We start from the raw sequence: 22179 nt of genomic DNA on the forward strand, positions 1-22179 counted from the left end.
GTTATTCATTACGATTAACTACCATTCCTTATGGGGCACAGCCTTTTTCGTCGTTATTCATTACGATTAACTACCATTTCTTTTGGAGCACTGCCCTTTTCGTCGTTATTCACCTTCCACTCATGAGATCGCCAGCCCATCTCCAGGCGTAATCAGCAGCGATTCTCATTTTGGATGATCCGTACGTCTGCGTAGAATTTCTTCATTAATTCCGTATGTCTCTTCGGGTCAGTTTAGGTTCTCAATACCTTCGCGTTCATCACCATAAGCGCAACTAGTTCTGCCAGCGTAATTGTTTTTGTCTCCATCGAAAAAAAATTCAAATTGCTAGTTCTCGCTGTTCTCCACCCTTTTCTAATTCTTCATGCAAGTGGAATACAATAAATCAAAAAAGGCTGGAAAAGAATACGCTCCTCCCCCAGCCTTCAGCGATTATCTATTTGCCAGTTCATCATGGTCTGCCGGATGCGGCGGCTCCTCGAACCAGCCGTTTTTTATCAGGATGTTTGCACCATCTTCAGCAAAATTAGCGATTTCACCAGACAAGCGAATGTAATTAATCGAAATATCTTTTCGTGCACTTGCAGCTGCACTTGTGGCATAAATCCCTGCACTAAGAGCAATGAGGGATGTCGTCATAAACATCATTAGCTTATCTGAAAAGGGCGGGACAGTGGAATCCGTTACTTCCATATCCCAAGACATACTAACAGGCAAATAACTTTCTTCGAGCATCCCGGCAAATACTTTTGTATGTTTGGCAGCTATGTCCCTGCCCCTTACCATGAATTGGCCAACTTCCTTCGATTGGGCGACCTGGCTAAATCCCACCATAATCGTTTTTCCCATGGCATTCCTTTTCAAATTCATATAGATATTTGTAATTTCAATAACGTTCGGCGGCCTTTTATCTCCAAACATACCACCCATGAATTTTTTGCTTTCAACAAAGCTGGTTTCTTTCACTGGAATGACAAGAGGGGATCTCATATACAAGCCTCTGTTCAGCAGCATTTTTTTTAGCTTTGTTTCATATTCATTAATTTCCATCAAACAATTGTTAAAGTATTCCTGAATATCAGACCGGACGGATAGTGTTTTGGACAGCGCATAAAAATTAACAGCAAACATGGCAATATTGTAGAAGAAATGCAGGGAAAAATTTTCCGAAAACAGCTGTGGAGCATCTTCTCTTACATCCTCTTCAGCTTTAAATCCATGTGGCACGGATAACCCTTCGTTTTCAAAAAAACCGGTCAGTTTCTGTAAATGTGTTTCAGTCAATTGAATACTATCCTGAAGCATGGACTGTAGTTCCTGATCTTCAATCGCATTTAAAAAGTATGTGAAAATACAATTACACATGCTGCTGTTCAAATAAGCCGACCATAATTGAGCTATTTCAGCTGCAGTTAATTCCGTGTTTTGTTTATCACTCATTGGCTGCACGTCCCTCTTTTTTATTTTATTATTTCCAAAGTGCTGAAATAAAAATGAATTTTTTATAAAATAGGGATCATCATGCTGGATCTTTTCATCATTCATAACGGATCAAATGATGGGGCATCCTATGAATGGGAGGTGTATCTTTTGATCGTTTATCACGGTTCCATAAGGAAATTTGACCACTTTCATAAAGAGCAGACTATGCAAAAAGCAATGAAAGAGATCGATACGCTTGGCATATGGCTTTCATCAGACTTTGAATCTGCGAAGTCCTTTGCCATTGGAACAGAAACGGTTATCGAAAAATCGGACACTGAGTTCTTGGAAGATGGTTTGCCGAAAGTGGTTGAATATGACAAACAGGTGCTGGGATTTGTTTATAAAGTGTATATAGATGAACCAATATTAAAGGACTTCGATTCCTTTGAACATTTTATGGATGAACGGGACCCCTTTTGTGACTATGCAAGCGCAAAAAAAAGACACCTTACCTGGAAAGATAAGGCGATCTTACTGAATAAAGATGAAGCCAATTCAGAATTTCGCAAAAGTCTTGCGAAGCAAGGCTACGATGGAATTGCCGTACCAAAAATGGCCATTGAAGCCGATGATGCGGATATGTATTGCATTTTTTCGGATGATCTTCTGCAGATTGCCGATGTCTTTTCAGTGGAATAATTTAGAATGTTTCTTTCAGCCAGGAAATCACCTGATCAAGTTCCTCCTTTGCCGTATATCTTCCAAGGCTGAATCTGACAGCACCCATTCCAACATATTCAGGAACCTTCATTTCCCTCAAAACAGGGGACAATTCCACTATGCCTGAATGGCAGGCTGACCCTGTAGAGGCAGCAAGCTGTGGAATGGCGGATAAAATGTCCTGTCCAACCCGATTGACAAAACTTACATTCAGGGTATTCGGCAGCCGTTTTTCTTCGTGGCCGTTAAGGACAACCTCATCACCAAATGCCTCCTGCAATTGAACCCAAAAATAATTCGTTAAGTCAGCGAACTTCCGGTCCCTGGCCTGGTCCTGAGCCAGCTCACAGGCTTTTCCGAGCCCGGCTGCAAGCATCGTGTTCTCTGTTCCTGCTCGCAATCCAAACTCGTGTCCGGCTCCATGAATCAGCGGCTCAAGCTCTAAGCCTTTTCTGATATATAAGGCGCCAATTCCTTTAGGGGCATACAATTTATGGCCCGCTATAGTGAGCATATCCACATTCAGGTGATTGACATCAATAGGTACCTTGCCTGCGGATTGAGATGCATCGGTATGAAAAGCGATCCTGTGTCTTCTGGCAATTTCCCCTATTTCATCGATCGGCTGAAGGGTCCCCACTTCATTGTTTGAATGCATGACGGTGATCAGGATTGTATCTTCCCGAATGGCATCTTCAATTGCCTCAGGAGAAACCATCCCATATGCATCTACATCCACCATGGTGATTTCAGCACCCAGGCGCTCCAGAAATTTCAGGGGCTCTACAATGGCAGGATGCTCGATTTTTGACGTAATGATGTGTTTGCCTTTATATTGATGCTTGAAATAATAACCCTTTAATGCCAAATTATTCGCTTCACTTCCGCCGCTTGTAAAAATAACCTCTTCCGGCAAACATGACAACAAGCCAGCTACCTGTTTCCTGGCAATTACCAGCTTCTCTTTTACCGGATGCCCAGCCCAATGATGGGCGGAAGGATTCCCGTAATAGCCCGTCAGAAGCGGATTCATAACATCTAAAACCTCCGGTGCCAAAGGTGTGCTTGCATTGTAATCGAGATAGACTTTGTTCATTCCCTCTCCCCCTCTCCTTAAGAATATCAAAATCATAAAATAGAGGAAATAGAGCTGTTTCAGACATGGGAAAAGGGATGCCGGCGAACCCCTAAATACACTTAACAAAAACTTTACAGGCCAATTATATTCTATTAATAAAGGACACGTAGAATAAAACTATGCTTACCAATCGAAAGGAGCTGGCGGAATGCTTGAGAAACTGTTCAGATTAGTGGTCCTGACGATTTTTTGTACGCTGTTCCCGTAAGTTGTTATCCTAAAAATTCAGCTTCAAGCACTTCTTCTTTTACCTCTCCATCAAAATATACTCTATACGCCCTTGCATCAGGTCTTGAACTGACAATCCTCAGAATATCCTGGTCTATGTAGTGAATGGCGGCTCCATCATCTGCTGCGATACCAGCTTTGATTTTGTTTTCAGACATTAATCGATGATAGGAAGGCCTTCTATTTAATTCACCATCATAATGAGGACAATTGCTGCCTTTTAAAAATCCTAAACATTTTAAGGGATCCAGCTTTTCATCGCCAAAGGAATCTGTAACGCCTTCTTCAAACCAGCATAAAGAGCCGGCGCTTATGCCAGCCAGAATAATCCCTTGATTCCATGCTTTTTTAAGCAAAGCATCTAATCCCCATTCCTTCCACAAAGCAACGAGATTTTTCGTGCAGCCTCCGCCAACATAAATAATATCTTTTTCCATTATAAATCCTTCTATATCTCTGGCTGGCGGTTTAAATAAAGATAAATGGGATGGCTGACAGGGCATTTTTTCAAAAAAATGATAGAATCTGTTTGTATATTGGTCGGAATCACCGCTTGCAGTAGGGACAAAACAGATACTGGGAACTGGTTTGCCAGATTGTTTAAGTATATACGCATCTAATAATGGATTGTCGGGCTCCATAGAAAACCCTCCGCCTCCGAGAGCAATAATTTGTTTCATCTTTCTACACCTCTTAATTTATCAGCGCTTTCAACCCCTTTATCACTTTTTCTCCATCACAGCAAAGTAATTTTCTTCTCCATCCGCAAAGTTAAAAACCCGGCCGGCAGGCATGTCTACCATTTCTCCAACGGTAATATTCTTGTTTGAAAAGTCACTATACAGTTGTTCAATATTTTCCGTGAAGAACATCAGTGAAGGGGTGCCCAGGTTTAATCCCGGAGACATCTTCTCTACCCACTCCTTATTGTGGAGAATGATGCTCGTTTCCGCCTCCTTTGATGGCGCCACTTCAATCCATCTCATTCCCTGGCCATTATCTTCTTCGGCTATTACCTGAAACCCGGCTTTTTCAGTCCAAAAATTCACTGCATCATCCTGATTGTTTACGTATAGCATTATTTGTCCGACTTGTTTAATCATGTTCTCATCCTCCTATCGTTATTTCATATTATACAATTCTGAAAATTAAATCAATTAAAAAAGAGCTCTGCCCCAGGACAAAGCTCTCCTCCTTTAGTAATAGTAAGGATATGGCGGATACGGGTATGGCGGGTATGGATAGTAAGGATATCCAAATCCTGGTCCAGGTGCCAGCAATGCTCCTGTCGCCAGCCCCCCTAAAAATCCAAGCCCCAGTCCAAATCCTGGTCCTCCAAAGCCGAATCCAGGCCGGCCAAACCCAAAGCCTGGTCTCCCGAATCCAAAACCCGGCCGAATACGGTATTCAGGGAAATACATGCTATTTTGCGGAACATACTCCTGTGTCGCAGGCATGTGCTGATATTGATAATCCAAACAGAACTCCTCCTCTGTATTTGTCTACAGTAAAGGATATGCGTCAGATGCCTATGGGGTATGGGCCCCTGCCCTTAATGCGTAAACAATCTTCATTTAGTAGTTAAGTAACCACACCTCTATGAATGATCTGCCATATCAATAATTAAATTGATATAAAAAGAGGGATACTATTGACTAGAAGAAAACAAATTCCTTGTCTATTTCCCGGCTACAGATGGTGCGGTCCCGGCTGCAGCGGACCAGACGGCCCTATTAATGGCGTGGATGCCTGCTGCAGGGTCCATGATAAATGCTGGGCAAGCGGGAGATCTAAATGCTGCTGTGACCAGGAATTCCTTAAGTGCCTTAAGCCAAAGACAAACTGGCCCGGCGAAGAAGGAACAATTGCAACGATCATTTATATTTATATGAAAATCCAAACCGATTTTACCTGCAGCCGGTTTCGGAGAAGAAGACTTTATTAAAAAGCGGCGTTAGCCGCTTTTTTAATGGCCACTCTATTGCTTTATAAAATGGCTTCGATTAAACTCAAGTTGTGTTATCTGAATTATATAAAAACTAAAACCATGGAGGAACTATGAAACTAGGAGCATTTTCAGTAAGTTTAACTGTTAAAGACATTAATAAGTCAAAAGAATTTTACGAAAAACTTGGTTTTGAGGCATTAGGCGGGGATATTGCGCAAAATTGGCTGATCTTAAAGAATGAAAACTGTGTGATAGGCCTATTCCAAGGCATGTTCGAAAAAAACATCCTTACATTTAACCCCGGCTGGAACCAAAACGCAGAAAATTTAGAGGGATTCACTGACATTCGGGAGCTACAAAAGCAGCTGAAGGAACAAGGGATTCCTATCATAAACGAAGCAGATGAGTCAGGCGCCGGCCCTGCAAGTTTCACACTCGAAGATCCGGATGGCAACGCTATTCTTTTCGACCAGCACAGATAGAATTCTGCTTACATAAAGATAGAAACAGCAGTGTCAATTGACACTGCTGTTTTAGCTCAGAACCATTACAACCGTTCATTTCCCCGTTTAAAGTTCCCCGTTATCTTCGCCATGATTAACTGCCTGCTCTTTTCATCTTCAGCATCATTCATTTTTTTTAGAAACTTCTCTGCATCTTTTCCTTTTAGAATTTTCACTTGATTTCCATTATAATCAAGAAATACTGTGTTATTCTTATTTTGCCGAAAACGAAATGGTTCATCATTCAAACGATTTCTTTTATCAATTTGATCCATTTTCTGCCTCCTTGCTTAACCAAACTATAATATAGAATACTCAACAGGAAAACAGAATTTTATAAATTTACACTAAAGGGATCAGAGAATATTCTATATGCACTTCAGTAAAATAAAATGTATATAATAAACCCATTGAAGAAATGGAGATCATGTCTATGAGCATCATTTTAGCTCTGCTTGCCGCAGTATTTGCATCTTTCACAGCCATCCTCGCAAAAATTGGCATTGAAAAAGTAGATTCCAACCTGGCTACTGCAGTCCGGACGATTGTAGTGGTCATCATGGCTTATCTTATGGTTGTTATTACGGGAGAAACGGAAAGCATCTTGACTATTTCTGTCAAATCGTACATATTTCTCATTCTTTCAGGCCTGACAACCGGCCTATCATGGATTTGTTTCTTTAAAGCCATTCAGATCGGCGATGTGTCAAAAGTAGTTCCCATTGATAAGTCGAGTGTCGTCTTAACCATCCTGTTATCATTTATTATTCTAAGGGAACCCGCCACAGCATTAGTTGTTTCAGGGGGAGTCATTATCTCCATTGGAACCTTTGTTTTAATCGGAAAAGACAGAAAAAAGACTTCAAAAAAGAAGGTATTCAATACAAAATCGTATATTTTCCTGGCGATAATGTCTGCGGTATTTGCTGCAGCCACCAATATTTTAGCAAAGATAGGAATTGAAGACGTCGACTCCAATGTGGCTACTTTCATCCGGACAGTGGTCATCATTATTTTCGCCTGGGGGATTGTGTTTTTTCAGCGGACCTTTAAGGATCTTAAAAAAATCTCCAAAAAGTCTTATCTATTTCTTTTCCTCTCAGGAGCCGCAACCGGATTATCCTGGCTGTGCTATTTCGGCGCTCTGGCCATCGGCAAGGTTAGTGTGGTTAACCCCATTGATAAGTTCAGTGTTGTGCTTACAATGATATTAAGTTTCATCATTTTAAAAGAAAAACCGACGTTAAATACAATTGCAGGCGCAATTCTTATTACGATCGGGACGGCACTGCTGATTATCTAGGCGATAATTAAAGATAAATACATAAAAAAACGGCTTTAATCCTGAGATTAAGCCGTTTTTTTATGATTTTGCATGGAGATTGGGCTTTCCGCAGCCGTTTTTCAGAGCTATATAAGCATTATTGACGTCCTAGTGAAATTTACGTGCGGATAGACCAAATTTACTTTCGGATAAAATATTTTATTTGCACATAGCCCTATTTTACTTGTGGATAAAACGATTTATTTGCGCATAGCCAATTTCATCATTCTCCTATCCAAAAGCCTGCGAAGCAATAGCATATAAGGATTTGTTCCTCTGCGGCATAGCTGCTGAATTTTTTATCATGACTGGTGGAGTATTTGATTTAACAAAACCGCTTCGCTCCAAATAGGACATAAAATCAGTTCTTCCCTCTGGAACATCAATTCGCAGCTTCCCTTTATGATGTAAAGCCAATTTTTCTACGATTAGAGCAGCAGTTTCTAAATCCGGAGCCGCAATAGGTCCGAGTATTAAATTGACTGGCCCCTGTATGGATAGTCCATATCCAATGATTTCTCCATTATTATTCTTAACAACCAGACATTGTTTGGACTGGCTGATTCGATTGCGGAGAAAAACACTTCGCTTATCCCCAAAGGCAGCCCCGTCCAAATCAACAAGTTTGGTTAAATCAGACTGATTGAAGTCTTCTATGAAAACTCCATCATGATCCAGTAAATTTTCAGGGACAAATTTATCACAAAGAAATTTGCTTATATAATCCACTGTTGTAAAGCCCATTTTTTCATAAAGGGGCTGTCCTTCCTTCGTTGCAATCAGCATTACCGTCCTATCCGCAGTAATACTTTCAGCACATTTCCGGACTGCTTCCATTGCCAGCCCTAATCCCCTGAATTCTTCATGGACAATAACCATGCCAATCGACGCCAGTTTAGTATCATAGGGGATTATTGCTGAGCTTGAAACAATTCTCCCTGCAGAATTCTTATGTCCGAAAACTCTCCCAGATTCCAAAAGTGTTCTAACTTCATTTTCATCATAATCCCATCCAACCGATGCCGATAAATCTATTAGACCGGGAATATCATATTGATTTAGTTCTCCTAACTCTGCTATCATTCGCTTCTCCCTCTTAGTCTTTTGTTTTTTCACCCTAATTAGTATTAAATACCCTTTATACAAAATCCTTCTTACTGTACACATCCCTTTAATGTACTTTGTAAAACGGCCGGTCCCAGACGATTGGTCCTGGAATTGGACAGCCTCAAGCTTACGATCGTTTCAGCAGATAATTCTGCTGAGATTTCATCAAATTTCCCCACCCAAGGCGAACCGCCAAACCAGCTTGGCTGATCTTCCTTAATGGGATACATTTTAAATCTCCAGCTTATTACACCAGGAATTTGAGCAAATCCTTCATATTGATCATAATCCCCAAATGCTGAAGGCTGAGGCATCCAATCAGCGTATATACCGACAGCGGTTCGTTCTCTTACAGGACTTCCTGGCTGATCCGTATATGGTTTCTTTACCTTTGCAATTAAAGCTGTGCCGCTAATATTGGGGACTTCATTTACCGGCTCAAGTACTATGCTACAGGGATAAGTCAGGGATTGGGCATATGCCGAACTACAAGATACAAAAAGTGCGATGAATAAAATCAGGAAAAATTTATTTTTCATATTATTCCCTCCATTTCAAACTAAGTCTTCCCTCCCCTCTTTTATAAAATTCCGCACGGACCTTTACTTATCTAATAATAGCATTTATAATACAACTGTATTTTATCTTTAAGGAGGATTATTAAAAAATGACACACGCAATGAGACTTCGATTCCCAGCTTTGAACCAGTAATTGAATACGTTCAAAGGCTCTGCTTGTGTATGCAGAGTAAATGGGATCAGTCTGTCCTTTTTTAATAATCTTCAATTTATATGGAATAGCGTCAATTTGTTATTTCATATTCTGCCAAACGAAATTGGCAATTTGAGAAAGGCATGATTTTACTGCCTTTCTCTTTTTTTATCTGTTAAACTCTTCCAAAAAACAGGAAGGTTTATTTGCTGACGGCTCTGATCAGCCCAAACCAAATTAGGATGGGTCTTCTTCCCTTTACTCTGAATCACAGGCAGATGCCTGTGATTTTTTTTGTTGAAAGGAAGAGAAAACATGGTAAATCAAAAAATCGCTGCAAAGTTTAAGACTTTCAGTACTTCTCTAAAATGCCCGCTCTGTCAGGAATCATTAGATCTTGTTCAATATAAAAGCCTCTTATGTCCGAACAGGCATACCTATGATATTTCAAAGCATGGATATGTGAACATGCTGAATCATTCTGCCAAGAGCCGGTACAGCAAAACTTTATATAAAGCAAGAGAGAAAATCATCATGGAAAGTGAACTGTTTGATCCTCTTCATGACAAAATTTCAGCCGTCATTCATGACTATTTCGCACATTCCAGCACTCCATCCTTAATGCTTGATGCAGGGTGCGGTGAAGGTTCACACCTGAAAAAGATATTAGAGAAATCCGGGATTGGAACGATGACAGGTGTTGGTGTGGATATCTCGAAAGCCGGGATTGAACAGGCTGCGAAAAATTACAAAAATGAACTATGGCTTGTAGGGGATCTGGCTAAACCTCCTTTAGCAGATCAGTCCTTCAATATGATTCTGAATCTCTTCTCTCCTTCAAATTACAGGGAATTCAAGAGAATTTTGACCTCAAAAGGGATCATCATAAAGGCGGTCCCGCGGAGTGGGCATTTAAAGGAAATGCGGAATTCCTTTTATGGAAGCAATGAAAATAATTTATATAAAAATGATGAGGTCGTTTCCCTTTTTAGAAAGCATTTTACTCTAACTGACACGATTCATGTGACGGATGTAAGAAAAATGGACGAAAGCAAACTTCCGTATTTAGTCAGGATGTCTCCCCTTTCCTGGGATTCCAATCAGGCTGCCATTCATTCTTTTATTGGCAGGAACAGCGGTCATGTAACGTTAGATGCAGATATCCTGATCGGAATAAACAAATAAGAAATGAGGTTTTATGATGGAAAAAGTATGTTTTGAATTAGAAAATATAGAAGTCTCTTATTTAGATAGATTGGTATTGAATATTCCTCGGCTGGCCATTCATCAATTCGACCGCATTGGCATTGTAGGAAAAAACGGGGCAGGAAAAAGCACTCTCCTAAAGCTGATGTCCGGTCAGATACACCCTGACCAGGGAATTGTGAACCGCTTGGCCGATTTTGCTTATTTCGATCAGCTCGCCGCTCCAGAGGCAAGTGATATTGACCCTGGTCTCGCAGGGAAATTATCGATACCTAAAATCGATATGAATCATCTGAGCGGCGGTGAACAAACAAAGCTGAAGCTTGCTGGAATCTTTTCAAACTACTATGAAGGATTATTGATTGATGAACCTACTACCCATCTCGACAGAGAAGGGATCAAGTTTTTCATTGAAGAATTGACCTATTATTATGGAGCACTGGTCATTGTCAGTCATGACCGATATATATTGGATAAGCTTGTCACAAAGATTTGGGAAATTGAACATGGATGCGTGACAGAGTATACCGGAAATTATTCGGACTACAAGGCTCAAAAAGAGCTTAAGCGAACACAGCAGCTGGAACAGCATGAAAAATATCTGAAAGAGAAGTCCCGGCTATTAAAAGCGGCAGAAGAAAAAATGAAAAAGGCAGACAAAATAACGCAAGCCAGCGGACATATCTCAAAAAAAGAAACAAAGGCGAAAGCAAACAAAATGTTTATGACGAAGTCAAAAGAAACAAGCCAAAAAGCCGTCCAGCGGGCAGCTAAAGCTATTGAGCAGCGGGTGCAGAAGCTTGAAGCTGTTGAAGCGCCCAAAGAAGATCCGACCATCCACTTTCATCAGCACCCCGCTCTTGAAATGCATAATAAGTATCCCATTATGGGTGAGAGGATTACGCTGAAAGCAGGAGACCGAACACTTATTAAGGAAGCGAACTTCCAATTTCCGCTTGGAAAAATCATCGCAATTACTGGGAAAAATGGCTCCGGAAAAACAACACTGCTAAAAGCTATCTTCGATCGCGGCGAGGGAACGATTCTTTCTCCGAAAGCAGTTATAGGCGCTTATGAACAAATGGATTACCAATTTGAGAAAAGTAAGCCTGTTTTTGAATTTATGAAAGAAACAAGCGATTACGATGAAAGCAAGATTCGTTCTGTCCTCCATTCTATGAGCTTTACAGGTAATGATCTGAAAAAGGATGTCTGCCGCTTAAGCGGCGGGGAAGCGATCCGTCTCGTGCTTTGCCAGCTGTTCCTCGGCAGATATAATGTCCTGATATTAGATGAACCGACGAATTTTCTGGACGTTTATTGCATTGAAGCCCTTGAACGATTTTTAAAAGCATATGAGGGTACCGTCCTCCTGGTATCTCATGATAAAGTATTTATGGATCGGGTCGCTGACTGTGTATATGCCATTGAAGAACAGCAGCTGGTTTTAAAGCATTACGAATAAAAAAATGGACCCTATCAGCCTATGGCGGATGGGTCCATTGTCCATTTTCACAACCTTCGGGCTCCAATATATAATAATTGTCAAAAAATAAGACAAACTAAGGAAAAAGCGATTAGACGCGGGGGTTTCCAGAATGGGCATTTTCGGAAAAAAATTGGACGGGAGCTTAAATAGCGCTGAACTTTCAGCACTTTGGCATCAGTATATGGGCGATAGTATGGCTATTTGTGTTTACAAATATTTCATTAATGTTGTTACGGATAAAAAAATCAAATCCATTTTGGAGGACTCTCTGCTAAGATCAGAAAACCATACCAGCCAGATCACAGCTTATTTAAGAAATTCAAATTTTCAACACCCCATTGGCTTTACAGAAAATGATGTGAACCTTGAAGCCCCGCGTCTATTTTCAGATCAATGCCTGCTATTTTACTCTAAATTGATGACGGCTCATGGCTTAACAGCTTATAGCTTAGCACTGACAAATATTGACCGAAAAGACCTGCAGGACTATTTCTTAGAATGTATCGTCAGTGCCAAAGAGTTATATCAGAGAATCACTGGATTATCCAAGACCTACCCAAACTTCACAACCGTACCGGCTGTTCCTCCATCAAAGAAGATAGAATTTACTGATACAACAGGCATGCTTTCGAATTTAGCAGGTGAAAAAAGACCACTTAACATTTCGGAAATCAGCAGCGTTTTCTATAATTCAATGAAAACAGGATTAGTCAGGACACTAAGCTTAGCTTTTGCACAAGTGGCAGAGTATGATGACGTACGCAAGTTCATGGCAAAAAACGCTGAATTAGCAGGAAAAGATGCTGATAGTCTTGACACCATTTTGCGGCAGGATTATCTGCCTGTACCTTTTAAATGGGATGCAGAAATCACAGAATCAACAGTTAGTCCATTTTCTGACAAATTGATGATGTTTCATGCGGCGTTTTTAGTAAATACAGCTCTCTCGTATTATGGAGCTGGTGCAGGTTCAAGCCTTAGATCGGATCTCAATGTAACCTATCAAAAAGTATCACTTCATGCTGCTCAGGCAGGTGCCCTTTGCTATAAAATTTTGGTTAAGCATAGATGGCTTGAACAACAGCCGCAATCCGTGAATAGAAACGCCTAAACGATCTTCAATTCGAAAAACTTTCACCAAAAAAAATTTTTTATTCTTTGGATAAAGCTGCAACCGCTTCTATCTCAACTAATTGGCCGCTATAACCTAAAACGGTTACACCGGACAATGTACTTGGAACATCATGTGAGCCGAATTCTTCTCTGACTGCCTGCCAGGCTGTCACCAAATCTGCCTGGTCTGAGGATGCGACGAGAACTCTTGTATAAGCCACATTCTTTAATTCTGCCCCGCATTCCTTTAATGCTGACTTCAAGTTCTCGACACAAAGCTTGGCCTGTTCTTCATATCCGCTTTGCTCAGGCACTTTTCCAGTGGCATCAAGCGGGCAGGCTCCCGCCATAAAAAATAGGTCCATTCCGGAAGGAACATGAGATGCATATGCATAATCAACTGACGGTAATTTCGATGAACGGATTAAGGAGATATTTTTAGTCATTTCAGTATTCCTTTCTATTGACGGTACCTATTTTAATTCCGCATTTATGCAATTTTTTCCTCTTTCAGTTAAACTGTTTTTAATAGTTTCTCTAAAAAGGCGGGTGGCAATGTGGGTTTAAAACGGTTGTTAAAAATGATTTTAGCCTATTCTCTTTTTATAATAATGATTGGATGCTCAACTAACGCTGGGGAAGAAGCTGAATTCCCTCCATCGATGAATGCAGTTGCCGAAGTGAACGGGACAGATTATCAAATGGAAAAAGGAAATGAACAGTGGGTTAGAAGAAAAGGGCTAGAGACGGAAACTATGACAACAGATCACGCATCACCGAATCAAATGGCAGATCATCTAAAACCTATTATGATGAAACCAGACCAAAAAGTTAGGATTAAGATTGAAGATCAACCGGTTATTAAAGTGTACTTATGGAATGAAACAGGAAAAGAAAAAGAAATAAAGCTTGAGGATCATCAAATTACTGTACCTTCAAGTAAAGGCAGCTATATTTATGAAGTCTTAGCAGAATGGCCGAATGGAAAAGTCTCTTATACATTTTCAGCAGAAGTCCAGTGAAGGAAACCATTATTATGGCTTCCTTCACTGATCTGCTGACCTTAGTCTTTCATGATTCTTTTCTCTTTCAGCACCTCCACAGCAATATTCTTAGCCTCCGTACCTGTTCCATCAATATTCACCGAAAACACCCATGTCTCCTTCTCTGTTTCAATAAAACCAACGTACCAGCCCAGTCCCATGTCAGACAGCCTTGACCCTGTTTTACCATGCAGGATGAACTGATCCTGCTCGTCCTGAATCATCATTCGTTTGACTGTCTTTTGGTTCTTTTGTGAAAAAGGCAATTCTTCTTCAACCAATTTTTCGATAAAATCAGCTTGCTCTGCTGCGGAAATTTTCAGGCTGCTGTCCAGCCAAAAGGCATCGATTCCTCCTGATATGTCCTGGTTTCCGTACTGGATGTTTGATACGTATTCCTGCATCTTCTTTTCACCAATCGTTCTCGCCAGGTCCTGATAAAACCAGATAGCTGATTCCCTCATGGCAGAAGCAAGCGAATGATCCCGGTTCCAGCTTTCGAATTCCCGTTCAACTCCATCCCACCTTTTCACTTCGTATTCATCTCTTACAGCGGCAGTTTCCAGTCCGATTAGGGCATTGGCGACTTTAAAGGTTGATTCAGGCGTCAGTCTCTCTTTGCTCCTCTCCTTGTTGTAGACATAAACCTTGTCATTCTTAAGACTTTTGAGAACCATAGTGCCCTCTGTTCCTGCAAAAGCTTCTTCAATGTGCAGATCCTTTGTGTTTTCTTTTCCCCCTAATGCCCCAGCACCTGTACCCGTCAGCAGCAATAACACGGAAAGGGCAGCAATACCTGCTCTTCTCATCCACTTCATCTTTTCTTCCTCCTTCATATAAAATAGGATTTCTGTCATGATGTCAGCTCTTGTATTTGTCCCTTATACTATAAACAGCATGATGGATACAGAAAAGAACAGTTTTGGCCATCTGTACCCATACAAATTCAACGAGCGGAGTGTTTTTATGGGCAATAAATATGATGAACTCATAGAAGAAATTCAATCAAGACTAGATGATGAACGCTTGAAAGCCGGAGGAAAGCTCCCTTCCATTCGCAGGTTTGCCAAAGAATTTAACTGCAGCATTAACACAGTAATGAGAGCTTACAGTGAATTGGAAAAGGCACATCTCATCTACTCTGTGCCAAAAAGCGGCTATTTTGCGGTTGGTACTGATATGCCAAAAAAACAAAAACCTATGATCATTGACTTTGTCTCAGCAGGACCGGATAAAAGCAAGATGCCCTACCGTAATTATCAGCATTGTATGAATCAGGCAATTGAGCTATATAAAGAGGAAATGTTTCAGTATTCCCATCCCCTCGGTTTGCCGAGTCTTCGGCATCAGCTTTCAGCTCAGCTTCAGGATCTGCAGGTTTTCGCCCCGGCTGAAAGAATTGCGGTGGTATCCGGCTCCCAGCAGGCTCTGGATCTCTTGGTCTCACTCCCTTTTCCTAATAATAAAACAGAGATCTGCACAGAACAGCCAACCCACTTCAGTTTCATAGATTCCATCACTTCCCGCGGCTTGAAGCCTATTGGCATAGAGGTAAATCAGAAAGGCATTGACCTCAATTACTTAGAAAAGATATTCAGAGAGAGAAACATCAAGTTTTTCTACACTGTTTCCAGATTTCAAAACCCTACAGGCTGCAGCTACTCCAACCAGGAAAAAAAGGATATGGTCGAGCTCGCTCAGAAATATGATGTCTACATAGTGGAGGATGACTATATGGGTGATCTTGATACAAGAAAAAAGGCAGATCCCATGTTTGCCTATGATCCTTCCGGAAGAGTCATTTACACAAAAAGCTTTTCGAAAGTTTTGCTGCCAGGGCTGCGATTAGGATTGGCAGTTCTTCCAGAAGCCTTAATGAAAAGTTTTACACAGGCCAAATTTGCAGCGGACGTCCATACACCCGTCCTCACACAAGGGGCACTTGAGATTTACTTAAGCAGCGGTATGTTCAAAGCCCATATTGAAAAACTCCGGCGGCAATACAAGAAGAAGGGTACCATTCTCCAAAAGGCATACCTGGAGCATTTGCCTCCCAATACTTCATTTACTGGCGGGGATTCGGGATTCTATTCGACAGTTGTTCTTCCGGGCAGAATGAAGGCGAAGAATCTTGTAAAGCATCTTCAAAAGAAAAATGTATTGGTTCAGGATGCTGCACCAATGTATCTTCCAGAATATCTAAAGGAAAATAGAATTCGATTGAGTGTCTCTCAGGTGGAGGACCGGATAATTGCAGTTGGTGTGAAGAAGATCGGGGATGGGATTCGTGCGTTAGCTCATTCTTATTTCTAAAAGATATGGACTGACCCCCGCCACCCAAGATGACATGACACCCGCTTAACAAACATATCTATAATAATGGGGTTCCTATATCCATAAAATGAGATGGTTCGATTGAATCCTTATTATTATCCATATTATCGGACAACAAGCTGGGGAGATATTTTAACACTGCTGCAGCAAAGTTTATATGCTGAAGAAATGGTTTGTTCCATGAGTTCTGAGCTTTTTCATATTCCTGAGACCAAAGATTTAAAAGGAAATGCAGAAATGCACAAGCATCTGGTTCCGGCTTCGTATCACCGCGTGACCACTGTCGGCTGTGCCCGCAGACTTGTGAATGGAGAGCAGCGGCAATCGATAATCGCTACATTGGCGGCCTGCATCGTAAATGCGGAAAATGAGGATAAAAAGGTGCGTGAAGGGCTAAATACGATGGAGGAAAATGCAGGTCCTGAATATAAGGCGTTTATTAGCCTGATCATCAGATGGCAGAACCAGGCAGAAAATTATCTATCTCAAGCAAAAGCAGCATTGCGTACGATGGGTGTTACTTTTCCTTCCGCTGGAAGCGGCCCGGAAAATGGAGAATATAATCTTTATTAAGATGGATTCCACCAGTTCAGTGTCAAGAGCCGCAATACCATTATGAGGTAAATTTGAGAAGGTATAGAAAGCTCAGGAGAACTGAGCTTTCTAAAGTATCAGCAAAGTTTCTACTGTTTTAAAGCAACTCCATTATCCATACTCACAACAGCCTTCCGTTTCCCCCTCAGCCAGGCAAACACAATTGCCGCAATAAGCGTAAACCCTAAATATCCCATCAAAGGATAAACCGTTCCCACCAGCGTAATAAAGCCTGCAAAACTGGCTCCAAACGCTGCCGCACCAAATAATACCGCAAAAAGATTAAATTTAGGATTTTCCCTTTTCACGATCCTGGCCGTGAAGGCATACAGCATACCAACAGCGGTATTGTAAATCATGCCCAGCAATACAACGAACATCAATAATCCAAATACAGGTGAAATTTCATTGGCAAGAGCAAGAATCGGCATGTCAGAGCCATCCACAACATTCATTTTGACAAGCATGGCTGCATTGATTATTAAGATAAGAATTCCCAAACCTACACCGCCAAGGATGCCCCCCATTCCTGCCTGCTTTTCATCTTTAGTGGTTCCGCCCATGACAGCAAGCATTGCAGCACCGGCCGCAATATTGTATGAAACATATAATAGTCCGCCCATAAACCAGTTGGAAGCGGCTGGGGTTTGGCTTTCTGCCAGTTTCTGTACTTCAGAGAAATTAATCCCCATCGTGCTTAGGGCATAACCGCCAATGACAATCACCATTACTAAGAGAAATGGTGTAACCAGGCTGATAATGGAAATCACTTTTTGGATATTCAGACAAACGGTCAGGATCGTTAATATAGCCATAATGACATTGCCGGCCATGCTCGGGATTCCGAACTGCTCTTCAAAAATGGATCCCGATCCGGCAAGCATGACAGCGGCCACACCGAAAAGGAAGAAGGTAATAATGAAATCGACGGCTATCCCTAAATACCTGCCGCAAATATGGTAAATGACATCTTTATGGGAATCTGTCTGCAGACGGCTTCCAAGCTGTGTTAAGTTCATCCCCAGAAAAGCAAAGAAAATGGTCGCCAGAATGGCACCGCCTATCCCCATCCAGCCAAAGCTGGTAAAAAACTGCAAAATTTCCTGGCCTGAAGCAAAACCCGCTCCGACTATGACCCCGATAAAAGCACCGGCAATCTGAATACTCTTTTTCATTCTGATCCCCCTTTTAGATATTTGAATTTTTCGACAACTCCTCTTAAAAGAGAAAGAGAGAATTCTCTCTCCCTTAAGAAAAGCTCTTTTCAAAAACAGTAAACTGTTTAATGGTTTCATAACTTGGCTCATATCCAAGGCCAGGTTTTCCTGGAACCTTGATCATTCCATCTTCGACAGTTACTTCAGGGTCAATCAGATCCTTCTCCCAATAGCGGGATGATGCGGCTGTGTCCCCTGGCATGATAAAATTGGAAAGTGTGGTTAAGGCAATATTGTGTGCCCTGCCGATCCCGGATTCCAGCATGCCTCCGCACCATACTGGAATGCCCCGTTCCTGGCAGAGATCATGAATTTTCTTCGATTCTGTCAGCCCGCCGACCCGGCCGATTTTGATATTAATAATTTTGCAGCTTTCCAGCTCAATCGCCTTGCGCGCATCTTCATAGGAATGGATGCTTTCATCGAGGCAGACAGGCGTTATGAGTTCTCTCTGCAGAACGGCATGATCAATAATATCATCTGATGCCAGCGGCTGCTCGATCATCATTAAATCAAATTCATCCAGCTGCTTTAAAAGATTGATATCTTCAAGGGTGTATGCTGAGTTTGCATCAGCCATAAGCGCTACATCCGGGAAATGCTTTCTCACTTCCCTCATGACTTCAACATCCCAGCCTGGCTTGATTTTGACTTTGATGCGCTTATAGCCTTCCTTTACATATTCATCAATGAGGTTCAGCAGTTCATCAATACTATCCTGAATCCCGATGCTAATGCCCACCTCGATCTCATTCGCTGTACCGCCAAGAGCCTTTGCAAGCGGAATTCCCTTTTGCTTGGCATATAACTCCCAAACCGCCCCTTCGAATGCTGATTTCGCCATATTGTTTTTCCGTATGTAGGAGAGAGTTTCCGAAACTTCATCCGGATGCTGCATTTCTTTGTTTAATAGATTCGGAATGATGAAATCTTCAAGCATATGCCAGTTCGTTTTCAGCGTTTCTTCGTTATACCATGGTGAATGAAAGGCAACAGATTCTCCCCAGCCGCTCACACCATTTTCATCCTTGGCTTCCAGCAAGAGAAATTCCTTATCCTGAAACGTGCCGAAGCTTGTTGTAAATGGAGCTTTCATTCTCATTTTCATATGCCGCAATACGACTTCTGTCACTTTCATATTCATTCCCGCCTTTTCCTGTTAGTTGAGTTTAAGCTGATTCCTCTGAACTAATACATAGTAATGCACAGGGCCTTCCAGCCCTTTTTGAAATCCTGCCAAAGCGTACCCCTTAGAAAATAACTCCTGAAAAATCCTTCTTGTTTTAAAGCGCCAATCGATCGCAAGCTCGAAATTCTTATTTTTAATCATCTGGAAGTTTGCCGGAATCGGAACAAGCACTGGACCTTCCGCAGCATCCCATTCAGTATTTAATAAAACAGGAAAGTCGTCCTCTGATACTCCCCAATCGTAGGGATTCTGTGCGTCCGCTGTTTCAATGCCTACTGGCTCCTCCACATGCGAACTGGTAATCCACCATTCTGCCTTTAAACGGTCTGTCGGCAGCCCATGATTCAGGCTATCATCCATATCTCCGTAGCAATTCTCCACATAAGTGGAGCAAACCGCATTCAGCTTGGAAAGATTCAAGTAAGCATTCCGGCTTTCCAGCGGATCAAAAGTCCAGGTGATCAGGTCATAGCCCATACCTGAAGCCAGTTCTTTTTGCTTCTGCTTCAATAATGCCCCCAGTCCCTTATCCTGGTGGTCAGGGTGAATGCCCAGCATATGGGAGCATAAATAGCCTTTTCCCTTGTGGAAACCTGGAAATCCGTAGCTGAATCCCACAAGGTTATCCTCTATAAATGCCCCGAGCAGCAGCCCTCCGTTCTGGGCAGCTGTGATGGTTTGATGAACCGGAAGGGGATCCATATTCCAGATTGTCTTCTCCAGCCTTTGTATAAGATCCATATCGGATGCTGTCTTTAATACCCGTAAATCCATTGTCACAGCAGCCATCTTCACTCCTCCTTTTCCAAAGTGGCCATTACGGCTTTGGCCAGTATTTCCATTCCCGAGTAAATCGCTTCCCGATTGAACGTCATGTCCGGATGATGCAGCCCCGGCTTTAAATCACAGCCCAATCCAAGCATCGTGGCCTTTATATTCGGCTTCTTGAGAGTATAAAAATGGAAGTCTTCCCCGCCCGAAGTCACGATTGGTTCCCTTAATTGGCCAGCTCCCAGGACATCAACTATTGCCATCTCCAGATACTTCTGAGCTTCTTCATCTACTTCAGCTGCTGCCACATTCGCTTTCATCTCAAGGCTGATCTTGACTCCATACAGCTTGGATAAATACTCAGTGATCGTTTCTATTTTTTCTCCCAGTGCAGTAATGATTTCATTTGTTTGTGCCCTCAGATCCAGGCTGAAGGACGCTTTTCCCGGAATGATATTGCCTGAGTCACTGCCGGCATGGAATTTGGTCATCTTGGCCGTATGCGGAACCATCGGATCCAAATGAATATTTTTAATTTCATGAATGAAAGAAGCACCGATCTCGATGGCATTCTGCCCAAGGTGCGGGCGGGCTCCATGGGCATCTTCCCCGATAATTTCCCCGGTCAGAAACCTTGCAGCGCCATGGTAAATGGCTGCAGACGCTTCTCCATCTCTTATTTCCTGGATTGGCCTCAGATGTACACCGTACAGGTAATCCACATCATCCAGCACGCCATGCTCAATCATTTTCAAGGCACCAGTGCCCTTTTCTTCAGCCGGCTGGAAGATGAATTTCAGTTTGCCTTTTTTGGGGAAGCCAGCCTTTTGAAGCAGCAGCATGGCCCCAACCCCCATTGTCATGTGGGCATCATGTCCGCACGAATGATTGGCCTGAAACTTGCCGTCCACTTCCTGCCAAAGTGCGTCCATATCCGCTCTCAGCGCGACGCATGGACTCCCTTCCCCCACTTCAACAACCAAACCAGGGCAATCCCCAAACAGCTGAACCTGAAAACCCCGGCTTTCCAGGAATTTCCGCAAGTACTCTGTGGTCTTATATTCCCTCCAGCTTACTTCCGGGTTTTCGTGCAAATGATTAAAAACCATATCCAATGCAGGTTTAATCTGTTCAATAATTTCCTTCAATCCATCTTCCCTCCCGGCTGAATAAAAAAATGTTCACTATCCAGCTTTTCATATTGCTCTTTCCTTTTTTGAAATCGGTCACCATCTTGAATCGACACACCCGCAATCACCGCATTCAGAAAGGAAAAGAGTGCTGGCGCAGCATCAATCGTCGATTTTTCCGATGAATGGATATGAAAAAGCAAGTCGGCATGCTCTTTAATCGGTGCGATTGCTGAATCCGTGATGCCAATTACAAATGCTCCCTGCTTTTTCGCCAGTTCCGCCATTTTAATCGTATCTTTCATGTAGCGGTCGAATGAAATCGCAATAAACGTCGCTTCTTTATCCATTTCAGTGATCGTCAGCAGCAGATCATCCGTATCCGGCCGGATCAGCTTCGCATTTCCCCTTACCACCCCAAGGGTAAAAGAAAGCCAGCTTGCTGCCGCAAAGGAAGACCGCAGACCTGTAACATATATTTTTTTTGTTTTGATCAAACGCTCCACTAAAACATCAAAATCGTCCTGACTTATATTCTGAATCGTTTCTCTGATATGGAGACAATCCTTTTCCATCACACTCGCAAGGAACTCCGGCTTTTCTGCCAGTTCCACCTTGCTGGTAAAATACTGACCAAGTGTGCTATTCGCCTTCAATAGCTGTTCCCTTACCATCTTCTGCAGCTCCGAATAGCCGGAAAGCTGAATCGAATAGCAGAATCGGATGACTGTCGTTTCGCTTACCCCGATTCTCTTGCCAATCTCACCCGCTGACTTCACAGCAAAATCCTTAGGGTGATCCAGTAAATACTTAGCGGCCTTCTGCTGCCCTTTGGAGAGGTTATTAAACTCTTTTTCGATCACTTCTTTTAATACCATTTAGACTCACCTTAATATTATGAAGTTTAAGCTGAATTTTTTAAATTTATGAAGTCTGAACTTCGTTTTAACTAAACTATCATATATTTCTTTGTAAAACAATAATAATT

The 22179-nt window shown here is 42.0% G+C and carries 26 protein-coding genes; 10 read left to right on the forward strand and 16 right to left on the reverse strand.

Annotation, left to right across the window (positions count from 1 at the left end; translation table 11 throughout):
• Positions 1-432 precede the first annotated feature (432 nt).
• Positions 433-1440, reverse strand: a complete 1008-nt coding sequence (locus tag NR125_RS15720) for a DUF3231 family protein (protein ID WP_009334199.1) — start codon at positions 1438-1440, stop codon at positions 433-435.
• Positions 1441-1521: 81 nt separating this feature from the next.
• Between NR125_RS15720 and NR125_RS15725 the strand changes: the two genes are divergently transcribed.
• Complete coding sequence (locus NR125_RS15725; RefSeq protein WP_256815649.1) at positions 1522-2124, forward strand: ADP-ribosyltransferase-containing protein; 603 nt, start codon at positions 1522-1524, stop codon at positions 2122-2124.
• A 1-nt stretch (position 2125) separates the two neighbouring features.
• Here NR125_RS15725 and NR125_RS15730 read toward each other — a convergent pair whose 3' ends face one another.
• From NR125_RS15730 to NR125_RS29935, 5 genes are all read right to left on the reverse strand, one after another.
• Positions 2126-3241 carry a cysteine desulfurase family protein gene (locus tag NR125_RS15730; RefSeq protein ID WP_071158297.1) on the reverse strand — a complete coding sequence of 372 codons (1116 nt, stop codon included), beginning with the start codon at positions 3239-3241 and terminating at the stop codon, positions 2126-2128.
• A 254-nt stretch (positions 3242-3495) separates the two neighbouring features.
• Positions 3496-4191 (reverse strand): Type 1 glutamine amidotransferase-like domain-containing protein, encoded by a 696-nt coding sequence (locus NR125_RS15735; RefSeq protein ID WP_009334196.1) that lies wholly within the window; start codon positions 4189-4191, stop codon positions 3496-3498.
• A 42-nt stretch (positions 4192-4233) separates the two neighbouring features.
• Entirely contained in the window at positions 4234-4614 is a 381-nt protein-coding gene (locus NR125_RS15740) for a VOC family protein (RefSeq protein WP_009334195.1), read from the reverse strand.
• 93 nt (positions 4615-4707) lie between these two features.
• Positions 4708-4932, reverse strand: coding sequence for a hypothetical protein (locus NR125_RS15745; protein WP_175502200.1), 225 nt, complete (start codon positions 4930-4932; stop codon positions 4708-4710).
• Between the two features lie 268 nt (positions 4933-5200).
• A complete protein-coding gene (locus NR125_RS29935) occupies positions 5201-5389 on the reverse strand; it encodes a hypothetical protein (RefSeq protein ID WP_071158298.1) in 189 nt (62 codons plus the stop codon).
• Positions 5390-5569: 180 nt separating this feature from the next.
• Between NR125_RS29935 and NR125_RS15755 the strand changes: the two genes are divergently transcribed.
• Positions 5570-5941: a VOC family protein gene (locus tag NR125_RS15755; protein ID WP_071158299.1), complete on the forward strand. Its 372-nt coding sequence runs from the start codon at positions 5570-5572 to the stop codon at positions 5939-5941.
• A 65-nt stretch (positions 5942-6006) separates the two neighbouring features.
• Here NR125_RS15755 and NR125_RS15760 read toward each other — a convergent pair whose 3' ends face one another.
• Positions 6007-6237, reverse strand: a complete 231-nt coding sequence (locus NR125_RS15760; protein ID WP_256815653.1) for a hypothetical protein — start codon at positions 6235-6237, stop codon at positions 6007-6009.
• A gap of 158 nt (positions 6238-6395) precedes the next feature.
• Here NR125_RS15760 and NR125_RS15765 point away from each other — a divergent pair, with 158 nt between their 5' ends.
• Complete coding sequence (locus NR125_RS15765) at positions 6396-7265, forward strand: EamA family transporter (RefSeq protein WP_019383424.1); 870 nt, start codon at positions 6396-6398, stop codon at positions 7263-7265.
• 252 nt (positions 7266-7517) lie between these two features.
• Here NR125_RS15765 and NR125_RS15770 read toward each other — a convergent pair whose 3' ends face one another.
• Together NR125_RS15770 and NR125_RS15775 are read right to left on the reverse strand one after the other, a co-directional pair.
• The gene (locus tag NR125_RS15770; protein WP_009334190.1) at positions 7518-8369 is read right to left on the reverse strand and encodes a GNAT family N-acetyltransferase; all 852 of its coding nucleotides are present in this window, start codon (positions 8367-8369) and stop codon (positions 7518-7520) included.
• Between the two features lie 71 nt (positions 8370-8440).
• Positions 8441-8932: a YoqH family protein gene (locus NR125_RS15775; protein ID WP_071158301.1), complete on the reverse strand. Its 492-nt coding sequence runs from the start codon at positions 8930-8932 to the stop codon at positions 8441-8443.
• 128 nt (positions 8933-9060) lie between these two features.
• Between NR125_RS15775 and NR125_RS29940 the strand changes: the two genes are divergently transcribed.
• The 4 genes from NR125_RS29940 (at position 9061) to NR125_RS15790 (ending at position 12911) form a co-directional block, all read left to right on the forward strand.
• A complete protein-coding gene (locus NR125_RS29940; protein WP_108721263.1) occupies positions 9061-9105 on the forward strand; it encodes an erythromycin resistance leader peptide in 45 nt (14 codons plus the stop codon).
• Positions 9106-9420: 315 nt separating this feature from the next.
• Positions 9421-10290 (forward strand): putative RNA methyltransferase, encoded by an 870-nt coding sequence (locus tag NR125_RS15780; protein ID WP_251267305.1) that lies wholly within the window; start codon positions 9421-9423, stop codon positions 10288-10290.
• Between the two features lie 16 nt (positions 10291-10306).
• Positions 10307-11776, forward strand: a complete 1470-nt coding sequence (locus tag NR125_RS15785) for an Msr family ABC-F type ribosomal protection protein (RefSeq protein ID WP_019383420.1) — start codon at positions 10307-10309, stop codon at positions 11774-11776.
• Between the two features lie 133 nt (positions 11777-11909).
• Positions 11910-12911, forward strand: coding sequence for a DUF3231 family protein (locus NR125_RS15790; protein ID WP_019383419.1), 1002 nt, complete (start codon positions 11910-11912; stop codon positions 12909-12911).
• A gap of 40 nt (positions 12912-12951) precedes the next feature.
• Here NR125_RS15790 and NR125_RS15795 read toward each other — a convergent pair whose 3' ends face one another.
• Positions 12952-13359 carry a RidA family protein gene (locus NR125_RS15795; protein WP_009334185.1) on the reverse strand — a complete coding sequence of 136 codons (408 nt, stop codon included), beginning with the start codon at positions 13357-13359 and terminating at the stop codon, positions 12952-12954.
• A gap of 135 nt (positions 13360-13494) precedes the next feature.
• Here NR125_RS15795 and NR125_RS15800 point away from each other — a divergent pair, with 135 nt between their 5' ends.
• Positions 13495-13935 (forward strand): hypothetical protein, encoded by a 441-nt coding sequence (locus NR125_RS15800; RefSeq protein WP_256815669.1) that lies wholly within the window; start codon positions 13495-13497, stop codon positions 13933-13935.
• 41 nt (positions 13936-13976) lie between these two features.
• On the opposite strand, the gene blaOXA is transcribed toward NR125_RS15800, so the two are convergent.
• A complete protein-coding gene (gene blaOXA, locus NR125_RS15805; protein WP_009334183.1) occupies positions 13977-14774 on the reverse strand; it encodes a class D beta-lactamase in 798 nt (265 codons plus the stop codon).
• A 37-nt stretch (positions 14775-14811) separates the two neighbouring features.
• On the opposite strand from blaOXA, the gene NR125_RS15810 reads away from it, so the two are divergent.
• Both NR125_RS15810 and NR125_RS15815 read left to right on the forward strand, forming a co-directional pair.
• Positions 14812-16269 carry an aminotransferase-like domain-containing protein gene (locus NR125_RS15810; RefSeq protein WP_256815670.1) on the forward strand — a complete coding sequence of 486 codons (1458 nt, stop codon included), beginning with the start codon at positions 14812-14814 and terminating at the stop codon, positions 16267-16269.
• Between the two features lie 93 nt (positions 16270-16362).
• On the forward strand, positions 16363-16863 hold the full coding sequence (locus NR125_RS15815; RefSeq protein WP_033196634.1) for a hypothetical protein: 501 nt from the start codon (positions 16363-16365) through the stop codon (positions 16861-16863).
• A gap of 110 nt (positions 16864-16973) precedes the next feature.
• Here the strand turns inward: NR125_RS15815 and NR125_RS15820 are convergent, their stop codons facing one another.
• From NR125_RS15820 to NR125_RS15840, 5 genes are all read right to left on the reverse strand, one after another.
• Positions 16974-18059, reverse strand: coding sequence for a YkvI family membrane protein (locus tag NR125_RS15820; protein WP_071158307.1), 1086 nt, complete (start codon positions 18057-18059; stop codon positions 16974-16976).
• A 73-nt stretch (positions 18060-18132) separates the two neighbouring features.
• Complete coding sequence (menC, locus tag NR125_RS15825; protein ID WP_071158309.1) at positions 18133-19239, reverse strand: o-succinylbenzoate synthase; 1107 nt, start codon at positions 19237-19239, stop codon at positions 18133-18135.
• A gap of 21 nt (positions 19240-19260) precedes the next feature.
• Positions 19261-20079 (reverse strand): GNAT family N-acetyltransferase, encoded by an 819-nt coding sequence (locus tag NR125_RS15830; RefSeq protein ID WP_019383413.1) that lies wholly within the window; start codon positions 20077-20079, stop codon positions 19261-19263.
• A 2-nt stretch (positions 20080-20081) separates the two neighbouring features.
• Positions 20082-21209, reverse strand: a complete 1128-nt coding sequence (locus NR125_RS15835) for a M20 peptidase aminoacylase family protein (RefSeq protein ID WP_071158311.1) — start codon at positions 21207-21209, stop codon at positions 20082-20084.
• Complete coding sequence (locus NR125_RS15840) at positions 21206-22069, reverse strand: MurR/RpiR family transcriptional regulator (protein ID WP_071158312.1); 864 nt, start codon at positions 22067-22069, stop codon at positions 21206-21208. The genes NR125_RS15835 and NR125_RS15840 overlap by 4 nt, the downstream gene beginning before the upstream one ends.
• Between the last annotated feature and the right edge of the window lie 110 nt (positions 22070-22179).

The organism is Cytobacillus sp. Bac17 (genome assembly GCF_024519925.1).
Lineage (GTDB): Bacteria > Bacillota > Bacilli > Bacillales > Cytobacillaceae > Cytobacillus > Cytobacillus pseudoceanisediminis.

Excerpts from the sequence above, each read along its gene's own strand:
- NR125_RS15765 (WP_019383424.1), top strand. The coding sequence starts at position 6,396 with ATGAGCATCATTTTAGCTCTGCTTGCCGCAGTATTTGCATCTTTCACA.
- NR125_RS15725 (WP_256815649.1), top strand. The coding sequence starts at position 1,522 with ATGCTGGATCTTTTCATCATTCATAACGGATCAAATGATGGGGCATCC.
- blaOXA (WP_009334183.1), bottom strand. The coding sequence starts at position 14,774 with ATGAAGTGGATGAGAAGAGCAGGTATTGCTGCCCTTTCCGTGTTATTG.
- NR125_RS15800 (WP_256815669.1), top strand. The coding sequence starts at position 13,495 with ATGATTTTAGCCTATTCTCTTTTTATAATAATGATTGGATGCTCAACT.
- NR125_RS15795 (WP_009334185.1), bottom strand. The coding sequence starts at position 13,359 with ATGACTAAAAATATCTCCTTAATCCGTTCATCGAAATTACCGTCAGTT.
- NR125_RS15760 (WP_256815653.1), bottom strand. The coding sequence starts at position 6,237 with ATGGATCAAATTGATAAAAGAAATCGTTTGAATGATGAACCATTTCGT.
- NR125_RS15810 (WP_256815670.1), top strand. The coding sequence starts at position 14,812 with ATGATGTCAGCTCTTGTATTTGTCCCTTATACTATAAACAGCATGATG.
- NR125_RS15830 (WP_019383413.1), bottom strand. The coding sequence starts at position 20,079 with ATGGCTGCTGTGACAATGGATTTACGGGTATTAAAGACAGCATCCGAT.
- NR125_RS15770 (WP_009334190.1), bottom strand. The coding sequence starts at position 8,369 with ATGATAGCAGAGTTAGGAGAACTAAATCAATATGATATTCCCGGTCTA.
- NR125_RS15840 (WP_071158312.1), bottom strand. The coding sequence starts at position 22,069 with ATGGTATTAAAAGAAGTGATCGAAAAAGAGTTTAATAACCTCTCCAAA.
- NR125_RS15820 (WP_071158307.1), bottom strand. The coding sequence starts at position 18,059 with ATGAAAAAGAGTATTCAGATTGCCGGTGCTTTTATCGGGGTCATAGTC.
- menC (WP_071158309.1), bottom strand. The coding sequence starts at position 19,239 with ATGAAAGTGACAGAAGTCGTATTGCGGCATATGAAAATGAGAATGAAA.
- NR125_RS15745 (WP_175502200.1), bottom strand. The coding sequence starts at position 4,932 with ATGTATTTCCCTGAATACCGTATTCGGCCGGGTTTTGGATTCGGGAGA.
- NR125_RS15740 (WP_009334195.1), bottom strand. The coding sequence starts at position 4,614 with ATGATTAAACAAGTCGGACAAATAATGCTATACGTAAACAATCAGGAT.
- NR125_RS15720 (WP_009334199.1), bottom strand. The coding sequence starts at position 1,440 with ATGAGTGATAAACAAAACACGGAATTAACTGCAGCTGAAATAGCTCAA.
- NR125_RS29935 (WP_071158298.1), bottom strand. The coding sequence starts at position 5,389 with ATGATCGTTGCAATTGTTCCTTCTTCGCCGGGCCAGTTTGTCTTTGGC.
- NR125_RS15780 (WP_251267305.1), top strand. The coding sequence starts at position 9,421 with ATGGTAAATCAAAAAATCGCTGCAAAGTTTAAGACTTTCAGTACTTCT.
- NR125_RS15785 (WP_019383420.1), top strand. The coding sequence starts at position 10,307 with ATGGAAAAAGTATGTTTTGAATTAGAAAATATAGAAGTCTCTTATTTA.
- NR125_RS15735 (WP_009334196.1), bottom strand. The coding sequence starts at position 4,191 with ATGAAACAAATTATTGCTCTCGGAGGCGGAGGGTTTTCTATGGAGCCC.
- NR125_RS15815 (WP_033196634.1), top strand. The coding sequence starts at position 16,363 with ATGGTTCGATTGAATCCTTATTATTATCCATATTATCGGACAACAAGC.
- NR125_RS15790 (WP_019383419.1), top strand. The coding sequence starts at position 11,910 with ATGGGCATTTTCGGAAAAAAATTGGACGGGAGCTTAAATAGCGCTGAA.
- NR125_RS15775 (WP_071158301.1), bottom strand. The coding sequence starts at position 8,932 with ATGAAAAATAAATTTTTCCTGATTTTATTCATCGCACTTTTTGTATCT.
- NR125_RS15755 (WP_071158299.1), top strand. The coding sequence starts at position 5,570 with ATGAAACTAGGAGCATTTTCAGTAAGTTTAACTGTTAAAGACATTAAT.
- NR125_RS15730 (WP_071158297.1), bottom strand. The coding sequence starts at position 3,241 with ATGAACAAAGTCTATCTCGATTACAATGCAAGCACACCTTTGGCACCG.